Genomic DNA, 15962 nt, shown 5'->3' on the forward strand with positions numbered 1-15962 from the left:
CCGCCTCGGGCATATCACACTCACCCGGGGCGTGTCCCGAATTACTCTTTTAGTTGTGCCCCCCGGGGGGGGGGGGGGGCCCCCCCCCCCCCCGCCCCCCCCCCCCCGGGGGGGGGGGGGGGGGGGGGGGGGGGGCCCGCGGGGCGGCCCCCCCCCGCCCCCCCCCCGCCGGAGTCAGGAGAACTGGGCGAAGAACCGCCAGATCTCCCCCTTGGTCCAGGTGGTGATGCCGCTCTCGGCGTAGCTGCCCTCCACCGGGCCGGGCATGTGCCCGTTGTCGAACGCCGCCCACTGCACCGGATAACCGGCCCGGCATCCGCTGTAGACGGTGGTGATGTGGGTGCGGCTGCCCGCGCCCGGCTCCGGCGGGTTCTGTGCGGCGCAGCCGTTGTTGCGCACGAAGGTGTCGCGAAGCCCGCGGCCCTGGGCGATCGGCAGGACGTTGTCGCTGATGCCGTGCAGTCCGAAGTAGGCGATCGGCTGCGTACCGCCGCTGCATCCGCTGATCTGCCCGCCGGAGATCACCGCGACCGCCCGGAACACCCCGGCCCGGGCACACGCCAGGGCGTAGCTCATGCCGCCGCCCCAGGAGAAGCCGGTGGCGAAGCGCTGCGCCGGGTTGATGCACAGCTCGCCGTCGAGCCGCCGGATCATGTCGTCGACGAAGGTGACGTCCTCGCCACCGGCGTTGCCCCAGCCGTTGCCCAGCCCTTGCGGCGCGACCAGGACGGCGCTGTTGTTCGACTGCTCCTGCTGGCCGTAGTAGGACCACGGCGTGCCGCTTGTGCCGCCGGAGGAGACGTCCTGCATGGTCCCGCCCCGCCAGTGGAAGGCGAAGATTAGCCGGTACGGGCGGGTGGCGTCGTACCCGGCCGGGACACGCAGCGTGTACGAGCGACTCTTGCCGTTGCTGGAGATGGTGTAGACCCCGCTGGCCGGAGGCGTACGGCCGCAGCCGCTGCCGGTGGGCGGGGGTGTCGTGCCACCCCCGCCCACCACGGCCAGCTGCCACTGCTGGTTGGCGCCGTTCCAGTCGGTGTACTGCACCACCGGAGCCCCGTCGGTGGTGGCGGCGCCCTGCACCTCGACGGCCTTGCCGCTGTGCCTGCTGATCAGCCGCACCTGCCCGCCGTCCGAGTCGGCGAGCCGGAACTGCTGGTTGGTGGCGTTGGTGTCCGGCCACTGCACGAGCGCGGCGCCGTCGGCGGTGGAGGCGTTGGAGACGTCAAGCACCTTGCCGGAGTGCCGCGCCTTGAGCCGGTAGTAACCGCCGCCGGAGTCGACGAACTGCCACTGCTGGTTGGCGCCGTCGTGCCGGGCCCACTGGGCGAGCGCCGCGCCGTCGTTCGCGGCCGAGCCGGACACGTCGAGCGCCTTGCCGCTGCCCCGGTTCACAAGCACGTACCAGGCGGCGGTGTCGACGGTGGCGGCATCGGCCGGCGACGCGACAAGTGAGCCGACGGCTACGGTCAGGGCGGCGGCGGCCACCGTCCATCGACGGCGGGCTCCTCGGATCAACTGGTGCATGCGCGGTGTCCTCTCCGGCAGGTGCGGTACGGGCGGCGTCATCGCGTGACTCGGTAGGTGTGGCCGGCCTGGGCGGCGACCGCGACGACGTCGGTCTCGGGCCGGGTGGTCGCGGGTGTGCCGCCGCCGGTCAGGTCGGTGATCGTGTGGCCGCCGGTGAACAGCCGGGCCCGTAGCCGTACGGTGCCGTCGCGGTCGGCCCGGATGACGAACTCGTCGGCCGCGCCGCCGCTCCACGCGATCGCCACCGTGTATCCGCCCCGGCCGCGCAGGCCGGTGACCCGGCCGGTGGGCCAGGCCGACGGCAGCGCGGGAAGCAGATGCAGCTCGCCGAGGTGGCTGTGCAGAAGCATCTCGGCGATGCCGGAGGTGGCCCCGAAGTTGCCGTCGATCTGGAACGGCGGGTGCAGGTCGAACAGGTTGGGTGCCAGCCGGTCGGTGCGCACCAGGTCGCGCAGCAGCTTGTGGGCGCGGGCGGCGTCCTCCAGCCGGGCCCAGAAATTTATCTTCCAGGCGAGCGACCAGCCGGTGCCGTCGTCGCCGCGCAGCTCAAGGGTGCGGCGGGCGGCCTCGTGGAGCTGCGGGGTGCCGCGCCTGCTGATCTGGTTGCTCGGGTGCAGGCCGTACAGGTGTGAGACGTGCCGGTGGTTGCGCTCGGTCTCCACCCAGTCGGCCAGCCACTCCTGGACGTTGCCGCGCGAGCCGATCCGGGTCGGGGCCAGCCGGTCCCGGGCCGCGCGGACCCGGGTGCACAGGTCGGCGTCGGTGGCGAGCACCTCGGCAGCCCGGTCGACGGCGTCGAACAGGTCGCGCAGGATCTGGTTGTCCATCGTGGGCCCGGCGCAGACGCTGGCGTCGGTGTGGTGCGGGAGCTCGGGTGAGTTCGACGGGTTGGTCACCAGGTAGCCGCGGGCCGGATCGGTGACCAGGGCATCAAGGAAGAACTGTGCGGCGCCGCGCAGGGCCGGATAGTGGGCGCGCAGGAACTCCACGTCGCCGGTGAACCGGTAGTGCTCCCAGATCAGCGTGGACAGCCACGCGCCGCCGGTCTGCCACATGCCCCACAGCGCGCCGTCGACCACCGAGGAGCCGCGCCACGCGTCGGTGTTGTGGTGGGTGACCCAGCCGCCGGCGTTGTACTGGGCCCGGGCGGTGCGGGCGCCGGTCACCGTCAGATCCTCGATCATGGCGAAGACCGGAAGCTGGCACTCGGCGAGGTTGGTGGTGCCGGCGGGCCAGTAGTTCATCGGCAGGTTCGCGTTGAGCGTGTACTTGGAATCCCAGGACGGCGCCATCTGGTCGTTCCAGATGCCCTGCAGGTTGGCCGGCTGGGTGCCCGGCCGGGACGAGGAGATCAGCAGGTAGCGGCCGTACTGGAAGAGCAGCGCGGCGAACTGCGGGTCGTCCTGGGAGGCGTGCCGGGCGATCCGCACGTCTGTGGTCTGGCCGGCCGCCGCGGTACGCCCGAGGTCGATCGTCACCCGGCCGAACAGCGCCTGGTAGTCGGCCAGATGCCGGGCGCGCAGCTGGTCGTGCCCGGCGGCGCGGGCGGCGGCCAGCCGGTTGCGCGCGATGCCCTGGTAGTCGCCGTTGACGGTGCGGTAGTTGACGTAGCTGGAGCCGATCGAGATCAGCAGGGTCACGGACGTGGCGCCGGTGATCCGCAGCGTGCCGCCGGAGCTGGTGACCGAGCCACCGTCGGCGACCGCCTGGGCCAGGGCGAGGAAGCGGACGCTGCCGGCGATGCCCTCCATGCTTCCGGAGATGCCGTCCAGCGCGATCGTGGTGCCGTCAGGGCTTGCGACAGTGGTGCGTTGCGGGCTGTCGAAGGCGGCCGTCACGGTGATCGCGTTCGCCCGGTCGGCGGTCAGGCGCACCACGAGCACCTGGTCGGGCGCGCTTGCGAACACCTCGCGCCGGAACCGCACCCCGCCGGCGAGGTAGGTCAGGGCGGCGGTTGCGGTGCTCAGGTCCAGGGTGCGCGCGTACTGCGTCACCGTCCCCTGCGACGGGAAGGTCAGCCGCAGGTTGCCCACCGGCTGGTAAGCGAGCTGCCCGCCCGGGCTGCCCATCATCGTCTGGTTGATCAGGTTCTGCGCCTGGCTCCACTGGTCGGCGAAGACCAGCCGGCGGATGTCGGCGAGCGCCGCCGCACCCCGGGGGTTGGCGGAGTCGTAGGGCCCGCCGGCCCAGACGGTGTCCTCGTTGAGCTGCAGCCGCTCGGCGTCGACGTTGCCGAACACCATGGCGCCGAGCCGGCCGTTGCCGATCGGCAGCGCGCGCAGCCAGTCGGTGCCGGCCGGGCCGTCGTAGCGCAGCACCAGGTCGTCGGCGGCCGGACCGGCACCGTGGGCGGTGCTCCACCCGAGCGGGGCCAGCGCGGCTCCGGCACCGGCCGCGCCGGCGGCGAGCAGGTGCCGTCGTGTCACTGCGCTCATGGCGATCTCCCAGATCTATCGGCTTGCGTCGATGTTAGCCATCACATCGCGGGCGTCAAATGGTCCTCGCCATAAGCAAATAATCGACGCCGATGTACGCCGAAAAAAGTGTTAGTAACCTCGTGTTAACAAGGTCGCACGTCGTACCCGGGAGAAGTTTTCGCAGTTGAAAGGGTTTCAGTAGCGACTCTCGACGCATGACGACGCGTGCAAGGAAAGGCAATAAATATCGACGACTCTCATTGTGTTGCTATTCCTGTGAGCGTTAACATGCGACCATGACCGCTGTCGTGGAACAGTTGACCCGCCGACCCCTGATCCCGCGCGCCGGGGCCGCGATCGCGGTCCTGCTGCTGGCGCTCGCCGGCGTGCTCGCCGCGCCACCCGATCCGGCCCGTGCCGCCACCACGATCACCGTCAACGGCGCGTCCGGCGGGCGCACGTTCGATGGCGTCGGGGCGATCAGCGGCGGCGGCAACAGCCGGCTGCTTATCGACTACCCGGAGCCGCAGCGCAGCGAGATCCTCGACTACCTGTTCAAGCCGGGGTACGGCGCCGCCATGCAGATCATGAAGGTGGAGATCGGCGGGGACACCAACTCGACCTCCGGCGCGGAACCGAGCCACCAGCACACCCGGGGCGCTGTCGACTGCGACCGCGGCTACCAGTGGTGGCTGATGGGTCAGGCGAAGGCGCGCAACCCCGGCATCACCCTGGTCGGGCTCTCCTGGGGCGCGCCCGGCTGGATCGGCAACGGCACCTTCTGGTCCACCGACTCGATCGACTACCTGACCTCCTGGCTCGGGTGCGCCGCCTCGCACGGGCTGACCATCGACTACCTCGGCGGCTGGAACGAGCGCGGCCGAGACTTGAACTGGTACAAGAACCTGCGCACCGCGCTGAACGCCCGCGGCTACGCCAACGTCAAGATCGTGGCGTCGGACGACTTCGGCTGGGGCGCCGCCGACGACGCGCAACGCGACCCCGCGTTCGGCAACGCCGTGGCGGTGTACGGCAGCCACTACGTGTGCGGCTACCGCAGTGCCCAGACCCAGTGCCCAAGCTCGACGACCGCTGTGAACTCCGGCAAGACGCTGTGGGCGAGTGAGAACGGCTCCGACGACTACAACGGCGGCGCGCAGGCGCTGGCCCGGGGCATCAACCGCGACTACATCGACGGGAAGATGACCGCCTACCTGAACTGGCCGGTCATCGCCGCTATCACCCCGAACGTGCCGTGGGCAACGACCGGGGTGGCGGTGGCCCCGCAGCCGTGGTCCGGCTACTACGCGATCGGCAAGAGCACCTGGGTGATGGCGCAGACCACCCAGTTCACCGCGCCCGGCTGGCGGTACCTCGACGGCGCCACCGGCTACCTGGGCGGCAACCGGACCAACGGCAGCTACGTCACGCTGCGTTCACCGTCCGGCGGTGACTACAGCACCGTCATCGAGACGATGGACGCCACCGCGGCGCAGGACGTCAGCATCGCCGTCACCGGCGGGCTCTCCACCGGCACGGTGCACGTGTGGTCCACAGACGTGCGGTCGAACTACACCGCCGACCACTTCGTCCGGCGCGCCGACATCACGCCGTCGAACGGTTCGTTCTCGCTTACCGTCCAGCCCGGACACGTCTACACGCTCAGCACCACCACCGGCCAGGGCAAGGGGACCGCCACCAGCCCGGCGCAAGGGTCGCTCGCCCTGCCGTACGCCGACGACTTCGACGCCTACCGGGCCGGGTCGCAGGCGCGGTACCTGATGGACCACCAGGGCTCGTTCGAGGTGGCCGCGTGCGGCGGCGGGCGGACCGGCCGCTGCGTGCGGCAGATGTCGGAGCAGACGCCGATCTTCTGGACCTCGGGCCACGCCGAACCGTTCACGCTGCTCGGCGACGTGGGCTGGCGCAACTACACAGTCGCCACCGACGTGCTGCTGGAAAGAAGCGGCTACGCCCAGCTGATCGGCCGGGCCGGCAACTACAACCACGACGGGCCGCAGAACCTCAACGCCTACTACCTGCGCGTCGCCGACAACGGCGCCTGGTCGATCCGCAGCAACACCACCGGCGGCAACCAGCGCACTCTCGCCTCCGGCACCACGACCGCGCTCGGCACCGGCCGCTGGCACCGGCTGTCGCTTACGCTCAACGGCGCGACCCTTACCGCGGCCCTGGACGGCAGCACCCTCGGCAGTGTCAGCGACTCGGCTTTCGTGGCCGGCCAGATCGGCTACGCCACCGGGCAGGGCGTGACCGCGCAGTTCGACAACCTGTCCGTCACCCCGCTCGGTGGCAGCGAGCCCGGCCCGACCGGCTCGATCCGCGGGGCGGGCGCCAACCGCTGCCTGGACGTCAACGGCGCGGCCCAGGCGGACGGCACGGTGGTGCAGATCTGGGACTGCAACGGCGGCGCCAACCAGACGTGGACGCTTACCTCCGGCGGTCAGCTCACCGTCTACGGCACCAAGTGCCTGGACGCCGCCGGCAGCACGGCCGGTGCCCGGGCACGCATCTGGACCTGCAACGGCGGCGCCGGCCAGCAGTGGCGGGCGAACCCGGACGGCACCATCACCGGCGTGCAGTCCGGCCTCTGCCTGGACGTCACCGGCGCGGCGACCGCCAACGGGACCGCGGTCGCGCTGTGGACCTGCAACGGCGGCAGCAACCAGCAGTGGATCAGATCCTGACGCCGGTGCCGGCACGAGCCGGCCCCGCTGCGGCCCCGGCTCGGTGAGACGCTCACCGGGCCGGGGCCGCGCCCGCGACGTGAAGGAGTCTTTACAGATCGACGCCAATAAAAGTACCGTGCGGGGATGCGGGCTTCTCTGATCGCGGGTCTGGCCGGGGTGCTGCTGGTGACCGGGTTGGCGGCGCCGGCCCAGGCGCGGCCGGCCGTGGAGTTGGGCGGCGTGCTGCCGGCGCCGGCGCAGGTACGGCCGCACGGGCCCGGGTTCCGGCTCGGCGAGCGGACCGTGATCGAGGCGCCGCGCGCGGCGGGCGTGGTGGCCGACCGGCTGGCCGAGGCGTTGCGGCCGGCCACCGGCTTCCGACTGCCGATCGTCGCGCGCGCCGGGCGGGGCACGCCGGCCATCTCGTTGCTCCTCACCCGGCCCGGTGACGGGCTCGACGGCGAGGGCTACCGGCTCAGCGTGCGGCCCGGCGGCGTCGCCATCCGGGCCGCGAGCAACGCCGGTTTGTTCGCAGGCGTGCAGACGCTGCGGCAGCTGCTGCCCGCGCCGATCGACGCCACCACCCCGCAGCACGCCGCCTGGACCGTGCCCGGCGGCGACATCGAGGACCGGCCGCGGTACGCCTACCGCGGCGCGATGCTTGACCTGGCCCGGCACTTCCACACCCCGGACGAGGTCAAGGCCTACATCGACGAGATCAGCCGGTTCAAGGTCAACTACCTGCACCTGCACCTGTCGGACGACCAGGGCTGGCGCATCCAGATCGACTCGTGGCCACGGCTGACCGAGATCGGCGGGGCGCCCGGCACCGGGGTCGACGGCGTCGGCGGCGGGTTCCTGACCAAGGCCGAGTACCGCGACCTCGTCCGGTACGCCGCCGACCGGTTCGTCACAGTCGTCCCGGAGATCGACATGCCAGGGCACGTCAACGCCGCGCAGGTCGCCTACCCGGAGCTGACCTGCGACGGCCAGGCACCACCACCGCGCACCGACACCGCTGTCGGATACAGCTCGCTGTGCATCGGCAAGGAGGTCACCTACCGGTTCACCGAGGACGTGATCCGCGAGCTGGCCGCGCTGACTCCCGGGCCGTACCTGCACATCGGCGGCGACGAGGCCCACGCCACCTCGGACGCGGACTACCTGGCGTTCCAGGCGCGGGTGCTGCCGCTGGTCGCCAAGTACGGCAAGACCGCCTACGGGTGGAACGAGATCGCCCAGTCCCCGGCCGCCGCGACCGCCGTGGCCCAGTACTGGAACCTGGGCACCGAGAATGCCGTGCTGGCCGCCGCCGTCGCCCGCGGCACGAAAGTGATCATGTCGCCGGCCGACCGCGCCTACCTCGACCAGAAGTACGACCCGTCGACGCCACTCGGGCTCAGCTGGGCCGGCTACATCGAGGTCCGGACCGCCTACGACTGGGACCCGGGGAGCTACCTGTCCGGCGTACCCGCGGAGGCTGTTCTGGGGGTGGAGGCGCCACTGTGGTCGGAAACGCTTCGCAGCGGCGACGACATCGAGTTCATGGCGTTCCCCCGGCTGGCCGCGATCGCGGAGCTGGGCTGGTCCACCACCCGCGACTGGGAGTCCTTCCGTTCCCGGCTGGGCGCCTACGGCCCGCGGTGGACCACACGCGGTGTCGGCTTCTACCCGTCACCGCAGATCCCGTGGGCGGCCTGAGGATCTGCCGGCGGCCGGTCACCTGAGTTCCACCACGTGGCCGTCCGCGGCGATGTGCAGCGTGCCGTCGGGGGCGACGGCGAGTCCGGCGAACGGCTGGGGGACGCCGGGCATGCCGTGTGCCGTCAAGGCGACGTCGCGGCGGGCGGGCAGGTCGAGATCGCGTCCGGCCCGGGTGTCGCCGGTGTGCGGGTCGATCGAGAGTAGGCGCCGCTTGCCGGCCTCCACGACGAACACGCGGTCGCCGTGGACCGCCAGGCCCTGGGGAGCGTCGAGGCCGTCGGCGACACGTTCCGGGCCGGCATCGGTCAGCCGGTGCACGGTGCCGCGCTCCTCGTCGCTGACGTAGTCACCGGCGATGCCGGCCGGGCGTCCGAGCCCGTCGGCAAGCACGCCGATGCTGTCGTCCGGGCCGATGCTCAGGATCCGGCCCGCCCCGGACTCGGCCACGACGAGGGTGCCGTCCGGGCGGACCGCGATTCGCGCTGATCCGCCCGGCCAGGAACTCACAGACGTACAGGCGTCCGTCCGGGCCGACGGCGACGCCGTTGGAGCCGCGCAGCGGGCCTGTCACTTCGTTTCTGCCAGGACGTCGTCCATCCCGTTCCCGGCACGCCAGGCGCGCAGCAGCTCGTGGAAGGCGACCGGGCCGGGCCCGTACGAGTTGTTGACCGGCCGGGGCCTGCCCTCCCCGTTGTAGTAGCCGGGGGTGCACTCGGCCTGGAACCGGTAGTTGTCCATGGCGTTGGCCCGGATCACGGCGATCCACGCCTGCTCGGCCTCGGCGGTGGGCTCGACCCAGCGGGCATCGCGTTTCCGGGCTTCGGCGACGACGGCGCCGATGTGCGTCGCCTGCTCGGTGAGGATGTGCGTGAAGTTGACGGAGTTCGCGTTCTGCAGTGAGCCGAGGTGGAACAGGTTCGGGTAGCCGTGACTGTAGAAGCCGTGAAGTGTGCGGGGGCCTTGAGACCAGGACTGCAGCAGGGGTACGCCGTCGCGGCCGTAGACGGGCAGGGTGCCGGAGACGACGCCGGAGACGCCGACCTCGAAGCCGGTGGCGAAGATGAGACAGTCCACTGCGTACTCCCGGTCGCCGACCACGACCGTGTTCTCGGTCATGGAGGTGATCCCGCCGGTGTCCGCGGTGTCGACAAGCGTCACAGTGGGCCGGTTGAAGGTCTGCAGGTAGAAGTCGCTGAAGGTCGGCCGCTTGCACATGTACCGGTACCAGGCCTTGAGTAGCGTGGCCACCGCGGGATCGGTGACGACGGCGTCGACGCGGTCGCGGATGCGGTTCATGGTGGCGAAGTCGGCCAGCTCGAGTTCCTCGTCGCTCAGCTCGGTGCGGCTGCCGGACAGGAACGTGCGTTGCAGCGCGGCCGTGGCGGTCCAGCCGTCGCCGATCAGATCACGCTCGGCGTGCCCACCGGTGACCACGGTCAGGAAGTTGTCCATCCGCTCCTGCTGCCAACCCGGCTGTAGTGCCTTTGTCCAGCCGGGTTCCAGGGGCCGGTTGTCACGGACGTCCACGCTCGACGGCGTGCGCTGGAAGACGTACAGGTGCTGGGCGCTGTCGCCGACGTGCGGGACGACCTGGATGCCTGTGGCTCCGGTGCCCACCACGCCGACCTTCTTGTCCGCCAGCTTGTGCAGGTCGGCACCGGTGTAGTCGTAGTCCCAGCGGCTGGTGTGGAAGGTGTGCCCACGGAAGGTCTCGATGCCGGGGATGCCGGGCAGCTTCGGCGCGGAGAGCGTGCCACTCGACACCACGACGTAGCGGGCGCGGAAGTCGTCGCCACGGTCGGTGCGCACCTGCCACTCGGCGTCGTCCTCGTGCCAGCGCAGCTCGGTGACGCGGGTGTGGAACATCGTGTCGTCGTAGAGGCTGTAGTGCTCGGCGATGGCGACGGCGTGCCGCCGGATCTCCTCGCCGGGGGAGTAGCGCCAGGTCGGTTCGGTGCCGACCTCCTCGAGCAGCGGCAGGTAGACGCTTGACTCGACGTCGCAGTGGATGCCGGGGTAGCGGTTCCAGTACCAGGTGCCGCCGACGTCACCGGCCTCGTCGATCATCCGGATGCGTTCCACCCCGGCGTCGCGCAGCTTCGCCCCGGTCAGCAGCCCACCGAAGCCGCCGCCGATCACCACGGCCTCGACCCGGTCCTGTTTCGGGTCGCGGTCGACACGCGCGGTCCAGGGGTCGGCGGCGTAGTACCCGAACTCGCCGCGCGCCCCCCGGTACTGACCGGCGCCGTCGGGCCGGATGCGCCGGTCGCGCTCCTGCCGGTACGTGGCGCGCAGGGCGTCCGGGTCGAAGCCGAGTTCCGGGGACGAGAAGGCGGAAGACATGCCGCAAGCCAACCGATTACGTCCGATTAAGGCAACTGATTGATTTAAAGTGTGTGAATGTCCACTGTCGACGGCGTCGGCCGCGGGCGCTCGCGAAATCGGCAGGCTCTCCCGGAGCGGCACGACTATGGTCGCTGTGTGGACTGGGTTGAGGGGTTCTACTCGCGGACCGGGTCGTGGTGGGGACGGGCGAACACCCAGGTGACCGAGCGTGATCACCGGCGGGTGCGGATGATGCGCGCATACGCCGGTGACGGTCCGTTACGGCTGCTGGAGCTCGGGTCCGGTTACGGGATGACCGCGGTCGCCGCGGTCCGGGACGGCTGCGCCGTGACAGCTGTGGAACTCACCGACCGCATCCGGCACACCCCGGAGACGGCAGGTCTGTCCGCGATCAACGGCGACTTCTACGACGTCACGCTCGACGGGCGCTTCGACGTGGTCTGCTACTGGAACGGCTTCGGCGTCGGCACGGACGCGGACCAGCGGCGGCTGCTGCGGCGGATCTCCGGCGAGTGGCTGCACCCCGGCGGCGTCGCGCTGATCGACGTGTTCAACCCGCTTGTCTGGGCGCGATGGAACGGCACCGAGGACCACAAATTCCCAGACCCGGCCCGGGGGTACGACCATGAGGTGCGCGAGCAGACCTCCTTCGACCCGGTGACAAACACCGCGTTCGACACCTGGTGGGACGCGGCCCGGCCGGACGAGAAGGTCACCCAGGTGCTGCGCTGCTACTCGCCCGCCGACCTGACGCTGCTTCTGGAGGGCACCGGCCTCCGGCTCGACGGCCTCGTGCTCGGCGACGAGCGGCTCCCGCTCGCCCCCCGGCCCGGCTGGACACCGCTGCTGACCGAAGCCCCCGAGTACACCGCGGTGCTGATGCCGGTCTAGGCGGCTTCGGCTAGGCGGCTCCGGTAAGCAGTGCGACGAGGCCGTTCGGGGCGTCCGCACCGAAGCAGAGGTCGAAGTCGCGGTGGGCTTCGGCGGCCTCCTCCGCGCTGCGCGGGAACAGTGCCGTCTCGTATGCGCTGAGTGCGGCCTCGACGTCGCCGGGGTGGGCCGCGATCGCCCGGGCCAGCTCGGCCCCGTCGAGCATGGCGAGGTTCGCGCCCTCCCCGTTCGGCGGGGCCAGGTGTGCGGCGTCGCCGAGCAGTGTCACGCCGGGGACGCGGGCCCACCTGTGGTCGACCGGCAGCACGTGCAGCGGGCGCAGCACCGGCGGCGTCTCCCCGTCCGTGATCAGCGCGGTCAGTTCCGGCGCCCACCCGTCGAACTCCGCGGCGATCCGCGCGGTGGCCGCCGGGCCGCTGACGTCGAACCAGTCCCGCGGCCTGGTCAATGCCACGTAGGTGTGCAGCACGCCGCCCGCCTCCCGGTGTGCCTGGATGCCCCGTCCCGGGACGGCCGCGACCAGCCCGCCGGGGCCGACCGCCTTTGCCGCAGCCGGGTGCCGGGCATCCACGTCGTAGAGGTAGGTCTCGACGAACGACGTACCGAGGTAGGCCGGGATCGCGTCGGAAACCAGCGGGCGCACGCGTGACCATGCGCCGTCCGCACCGACGAGCAGGTCAGTGATCGCGGTCGAGCCGTCCGCGAATGTCACCTCGTGCCGGCCACCGCCGAGCGCCGCGACCGCGGTGACCTTGTGCCCCCAGGCGACCGTGCCGTCCGGCAGCGAGTCGAGCAGCAGTTTCCTCAGGTCACCGCGGAGGATCTCGGGGCGGTTCCCGGTGCCGTCGTCGATCTCGTCGAGCAGCACCTCGCCGTCCGGGCGGACCACTCGCATCGCCTCCGCGCCCTCGTGGACGTGCCTGCGGAACTCGTCGAACAGTCCGGCCTCCTTCAGTGCGGCCTGGCCGTTGTGTTCGTGGATGTCGAGCTGGCCGCCCTGGGTGCGGGCGCCCGGTGCGGCGTCCGCCTCGAAGACTGTGGACGGGATGCCGTGGACGTGCAGGATGCGGGCGAGCGTGAGCCCGCCGAGCCCCGCGCCGATGATCGCGATCATGGTTCCTCCTGAGCTGTGGAACGGCGTTCCATGACCCAGTTTGGAACACTGTTCCAAGCGTGTCAAGATGGCTGACATGGCGAGGACAGAAGCCCTGAGCCGGGAGCGCATCGTCGGCGCGGCCGTGGAACTGCTTGACACCGCGGGCGAGAACGGCCTGACCTTCCGCGCCCTAAGCACGCACCTCAAGACGGGCGCCGGCGCGATCTACCATCACGTCGCGAACAAGGACGAGCTGCTGGTCGCGGCCACCGACGGTGTCCTGGCCAGGGCGATGGCCTCCGACGAGGCCGGGGGATCCCCCGAGGACGCGATCCGCGCGCTGGCGCTGGCCGTGTTCGACGCGATCGACGCGCACCCGTGGATTGGCACTCAGCTCACCCGTACCGGCTCCCAGCCGGCCATGCTGCGCCTCTTCGAACGCGTCGGCGGGCATCTGCGCGCGCTTGGCGTCCCCGCCGGCACGCAGTTCGGCGCGGCGTCCGCGCTGCTGCTCTACATCTCCGGCGTGGCCGCCCAGAACGCGGCGATGGCGCGCGACGCCGAGCCGGGCCTGGACCGCCGCGCCTTCCTCGAATCCATCTCCACCACCCCCGACCCGGCCGCCTTCCCCTTCCTCCACGCCATGTCCACCCAACTGCGCGACCACGACGACCGCACCCAGTTCCTCACCGGCATCGACCTGATCCTGGCCGGGGTGGCCGCAGCTTGAGCGCCGTGCACCCCTCAGCCGCCCGGCAATGACGCCGCGATCGTCGCGCCCGCCAGCCCGCGGGTCGCGGAGGGGGCCGGGGAGCGGACGGCAGGTGCAGCTCGTGGGTCCGCCGGCGATGCACAGGTCGGTGAGCGCGGATAGGCAGGCCGAGGCCGGAAACGCCCGAAAGGCTCAGCGATGAAGTGCGAAGCGGAACCCGCCGTCGACCGCGTCCGGGACCTGGCGCTGCAGGCCGAGCCGGGTGAGCAGCGCGGCGGAGGCGGCGTTGTCCCGGTCGCAGCCGGCCGTCACCCGGGTCAGTCCGAGCGGGCCGAAGCAGTAGTCGAGGAACGCGGTCATCGCCTCCAGACCGTACCCCCGGCGGTGGTGTGCGGGGTGGAACTGGAAGCCGACGTCGCCCTCGTCCGCGGCAGCGAGGTAGACGCCGACGTCGCCGATGACCGTGCCGGTCGCGAGCAGCTCGACCGCGTAGCCGTGCCAGCGCTCGAGTTCGCGGGCGTCCAGCACGGCCTGCTCGGCGAGGTAGCGGGCGGCCCGTTCAGCGTCCATCGGCGCGCCCATCAGGTACCGGCGCACGCGCGGGTGCGCGTGGTAGGCGGCGAAGTCGTCGTAGTCCCCGGGTGCGAAGCGCCGGATCAGCAGACGCGGCGTGCGCAATGCCTCGATCACCGCGGCATGGTACAGCCGCTCGTCGCCGACCGGCTGAGCTGAGCGCCGCCGCCCGCTCTCCGGTGGCTACCCGCCGAATGCGGCGAGCGAGACCGGCTGCCAGTCGCGCCAGGTCTTCAGGCGCTCCTCGTAGATCGCCTCGACCTCCGGGAACACGTCACCCAAGATCAGGCGGCGTGGTGGCTGCTCCGCGTCCACAAGCGCGAGGATCGCCGGGACTGTCGCGGCGGGGTCGCCCATCCGGAACTGCGGCGCCGTCTTCTCGCGCGTCTCGTCGTAGTCGGCCAGCGGGTCGCTGATGCGCAGGCCGCGCGAGGCGAAGTCGGTGGCGTACGGGCCCGGCTCGACCGAGGTGAGGTGGAGCCCGAAGTCGCTGATCTCCAGGGCGAGCGCCTCGGTCAGGCCCTCGACCGCCCACTTCGACGCGTGGTACGCGCCGAAACCGGGGTAGGCGCGGACGCCGCCCTCGCTCGTCACCTGCAGCAGGTGACCGGCGCCCTGCCTGCGCAGGACCGGGAGGACTGCCTGGGTAACCCAGACCGCGCCGAAGAAGTTCGTCTCCAGCTGCTGGCGGAGTTCCCGCTCGGTGACCTCCTCGACCATGCCGACGTGGCCGTAGCCGGCGTTGTTGACGACGACGTCGATGCGGCCGAAGCGCTGCACCGCGTGCGCGACGGCGGAGAAGACGGCCTCGCGGTCGGTCACGTCGAGTTCGAGCGGGAGCACGGCGTCACCGAAGCGGGTGACGAGCGCGTCGAGCGGGGCGGTGTTGCGGGCGGTGGCCACGACGCGGTCGCCGCGTTCCAGGGCGGCCTCTGCCCACAGACGCCCGAAGCCGCTCGACGTACCGGTGAAGAACCAGACCTTTGTCATGACTCGACTATCGCCCCGATTCAGGTATGCCACCAGCGAATGATTGGCAGAGCAGGTATTCCGGTACGGCATACTGGGGCGGTGAGTCTGGATGTGCATCCCCAACTGCTGCGGGCACTGCGGGCGGTGCTGGAGACCGGGTCGCTCACCGCGGCGTCCGAGCGGCTCGGGTTCACCCAGTCCGCGCTGTCCAAGCAGATCGCGGCGCTTGAGGCGGCGGCCGGAACCCGGCTGTTCCGCCGTGGGCCGCGCGGCGTCGAGGCGACCGAGGCCGGACACCGGCTGGCGGCCCGGGCGGCGACGGTCCTGGACGAGCTGGACATCGCGGCGCGGGAGCTGGAAGACCTGTCCGCGCCGGTCGGCGGTCAGATCGCGCTCGGCGGGTTCCCGGCGACCGGCATGAGCCTGGTGCCCCGGGCCGTCGCCCGCCTCCGGGTCGAGCACCCGTCCATCGACGTCGACTTTCTGGAGTCGTCGACGCGGGTGCAGATCCGGCGGCTGCGGGCGGGGCGGATCGACCTCGCCCTTCTCGCGTCCGGCGAAGGGCTGCCGGGGTGGGACCTGACCGGGATCGAGACCGAGCGGCTGCCGGTCGGGCCGCTGCTTGTCGCGGTCGGGCGCCGGCACCGGCTCGCCCGGGCGGAGCGGGTCGCCGTGACGGAGCTCGAAGGCGAGGACTGGGTCGCGGGGCGTGGGGCGCGGGGAGAGCCGCAGTTCGGGGCCTGGCCGACCCTGCGCAACCCCCGGGTCGTCGCGGAGTTGGCCGACTGGTCCACCCGGTTCGGGTTCGTCGCGGCGGGGCTGGCGATCACCACGCTGCCGACGCTCGGGGCCGGCATCCTGCCGGAACGGATCGTGACCATCGAGGTCGACGATCCCGGGTGGACCGGGCGCTCGCTGCTGCTCGCCCGGATCGGCGCCCACACGGGTCCGTCGGCGGCGGTGGGCGCCGCGCTGTTGACCGAGGCCCGCGCGCTCGCCGAACGCTCCTGACAGCAAGGGGCGTAACCCCG

At 71.6% G+C, this 15962-nt stretch carries 12 protein-coding genes; 5 read left to right on the top strand and 7 right to left on the bottom strand.

The genetic code is table 11. The annotated features are described in order from the left end of the window. Nucleotides 1–174: 174 nt before the first annotated feature. Nucleotides 175–1527 (bottom strand): RICIN domain-containing protein, encoded by a 1353-nt coding sequence (locus tag ACIA8K_RS39105; RefSeq protein WP_396068552.1) that lies wholly within the window; start codon nt 1525–1527, stop codon nt 175–177. Between the two features lie 38 nt (nt 1528–1565). Next, the gene (locus tag ACIA8K_RS39110) at nt 1566–3965 is read right to left on the bottom strand and encodes a glycosyl hydrolase family 95 catalytic domain-containing protein (protein ID WP_396068553.1); all 2400 of its coding nucleotides are present in this window, start codon (nt 3963–3965) and stop codon (nt 1566–1568) included. A gap of 278 nt (nt 3966–4243) precedes the next feature. Between ACIA8K_RS39110 and ACIA8K_RS39115 the strand changes: the two genes are divergently transcribed. Both ACIA8K_RS39115 and ACIA8K_RS39120 read left to right on the top strand, forming a co-directional pair. Next, nucleotides 4244–6655, top strand: a complete 2412-nt coding sequence (locus ACIA8K_RS39115; protein ID WP_396068554.1) for a ricin-type beta-trefoil lectin domain protein — start codon at nt 4244–4246, stop codon at nt 6653–6655. A 126-nt stretch (nt 6656–6781) separates the two neighbouring features. Then, on the top strand, nt 6782–8338 hold the full coding sequence (locus ACIA8K_RS39120) for a beta-N-acetylhexosaminidase (RefSeq protein ID WP_396068555.1): 1557 nt from the start codon (nt 6782–6784) through the stop codon (nt 8336–8338). 18 nt (nt 8339–8356) lie between these two features. Here ACIA8K_RS39120 and ACIA8K_RS39125 read toward each other — a convergent pair whose 3' ends face one another. Beyond that, complete coding sequence (locus ACIA8K_RS39125) at nt 8357–8848, bottom strand: hypothetical protein (protein ID WP_396068556.1); 492 nt, start codon at nt 8846–8848, stop codon at nt 8357–8359. A gap of 60 nt (nt 8849–8908) precedes the next feature. Next, entirely contained in the window at nt 8909–10684 is a 1776-nt protein-coding gene (locus ACIA8K_RS39130) for a flavin-containing monooxygenase (protein WP_396068557.1), read from the bottom strand. A gap of 138 nt (nt 10685–10822) precedes the next feature. Here ACIA8K_RS39130 and ACIA8K_RS39135 point away from each other — a divergent pair, with 138 nt between their 5' ends. Beyond that, nucleotides 10823–11578: a class I SAM-dependent methyltransferase gene (locus ACIA8K_RS39135; RefSeq protein ID WP_396068558.1), complete on the top strand. Its 756-nt coding sequence runs from the start codon at nt 10823–10825 to the stop codon at nt 11576–11578. Between the two features lie 10 nt (nt 11579–11588). Here ACIA8K_RS39135 and ACIA8K_RS39140 read toward each other — a convergent pair whose 3' ends face one another. Then, the gene (locus ACIA8K_RS39140; protein WP_396068559.1) at nt 11589–12692 is read right to left on the bottom strand and encodes an FAD-dependent oxidoreductase; all 1104 of its coding nucleotides are present in this window, start codon (nt 12690–12692) and stop codon (nt 11589–11591) included. A gap of 76 nt (nt 12693–12768) precedes the next feature. On the opposite strand from ACIA8K_RS39140, the gene ACIA8K_RS39145 reads away from it, so the two are divergent. Continuing rightward, the gene (locus tag ACIA8K_RS39145; RefSeq protein WP_396068560.1) at nt 12769–13404 is read left to right on the top strand and encodes a TetR/AcrR family transcriptional regulator; all 636 of its coding nucleotides are present in this window, start codon (nt 12769–12771) and stop codon (nt 13402–13404) included. Between the two features lie 174 nt (nt 13405–13578). Here the strand turns inward: ACIA8K_RS39145 and ACIA8K_RS39150 are convergent, their stop codons facing one another. Further along, nucleotides 13579–14076, bottom strand: coding sequence for a GNAT family N-acetyltransferase (locus ACIA8K_RS39150; RefSeq protein WP_396068561.1), 498 nt, complete (start codon nt 14074–14076; stop codon nt 13579–13581). Nucleotides 14077–14142: 66 nt separating this feature from the next. Then, on the bottom strand, nt 14143–14949 hold the full coding sequence (locus ACIA8K_RS39155; RefSeq protein ID WP_396068562.1) for an SDR family NAD(P)-dependent oxidoreductase: 807 nt from the start codon (nt 14947–14949) through the stop codon (nt 14143–14145). A gap of 81 nt (nt 14950–15030) precedes the next feature. On the opposite strand from ACIA8K_RS39155, the gene ACIA8K_RS39160 reads away from it, so the two are divergent. Continuing rightward, complete coding sequence (locus ACIA8K_RS39160; protein WP_396068563.1) at nt 15031–15942, top strand: LysR family transcriptional regulator; 912 nt, start codon at nt 15031–15033, stop codon at nt 15940–15942. The last annotated feature ends 20 nt before the right edge of the window (nt 15943–15962 follow it).

This window comes from Catenuloplanes sp. NPDC051500 (genome assembly GCF_044454585.1).
In the GTDB taxonomy this organism is placed as follows: Bacteria; Actinomycetota; Actinomycetes; order Mycobacteriales; family Micromonosporaceae; genus Catenuloplanes.

Bases quoted from the DNA above. Each gene is read 5' to 3' on its own strand.
- ACIA8K_RS39105 (WP_396068552.1), bottom strand. From the start codon at position 1,527: ATGCACCAGTTGATCCGAGGAGCCCGCCGTCGATGGACGGTGGCCGCC.
- ACIA8K_RS39110 (WP_396068553.1), bottom strand. From the start codon at position 3,965: ATGAGCGCAGTGACACGACGGCACCTGCTCGCCGCCGGCGCGGCCGGT.
- ACIA8K_RS39115 (WP_396068554.1), top strand. From the start codon at position 4,244: ATGACCGCTGTCGTGGAACAGTTGACCCGCCGACCCCTGATCCCGCGC.
- ACIA8K_RS39120 (WP_396068555.1), top strand. From the start codon at position 6,782: ATGCGGGCTTCTCTGATCGCGGGTCTGGCCGGGGTGCTGCTGGTGACC.
- ACIA8K_RS39130 (WP_396068557.1), bottom strand. From the start codon at position 10,684: ATGTCTTCCGCCTTCTCGTCCCCGGAACTCGGCTTCGACCCGGACGCC.
- ACIA8K_RS39140 (WP_396068559.1), bottom strand. From the start codon at position 12,692: ATGATCGCGATCATCGGCGCGGGGCTCGGCGGGCTCACGCTCGCCCGC.
- ACIA8K_RS39145 (WP_396068560.1), top strand. From the start codon at position 12,769: ATGGCGAGGACAGAAGCCCTGAGCCGGGAGCGCATCGTCGGCGCGGCC.
- ACIA8K_RS39155 (WP_396068562.1), bottom strand. From the start codon at position 14,949: ATGACAAAGGTCTGGTTCTTCACCGGTACGTCGAGCGGCTTCGGGCGT.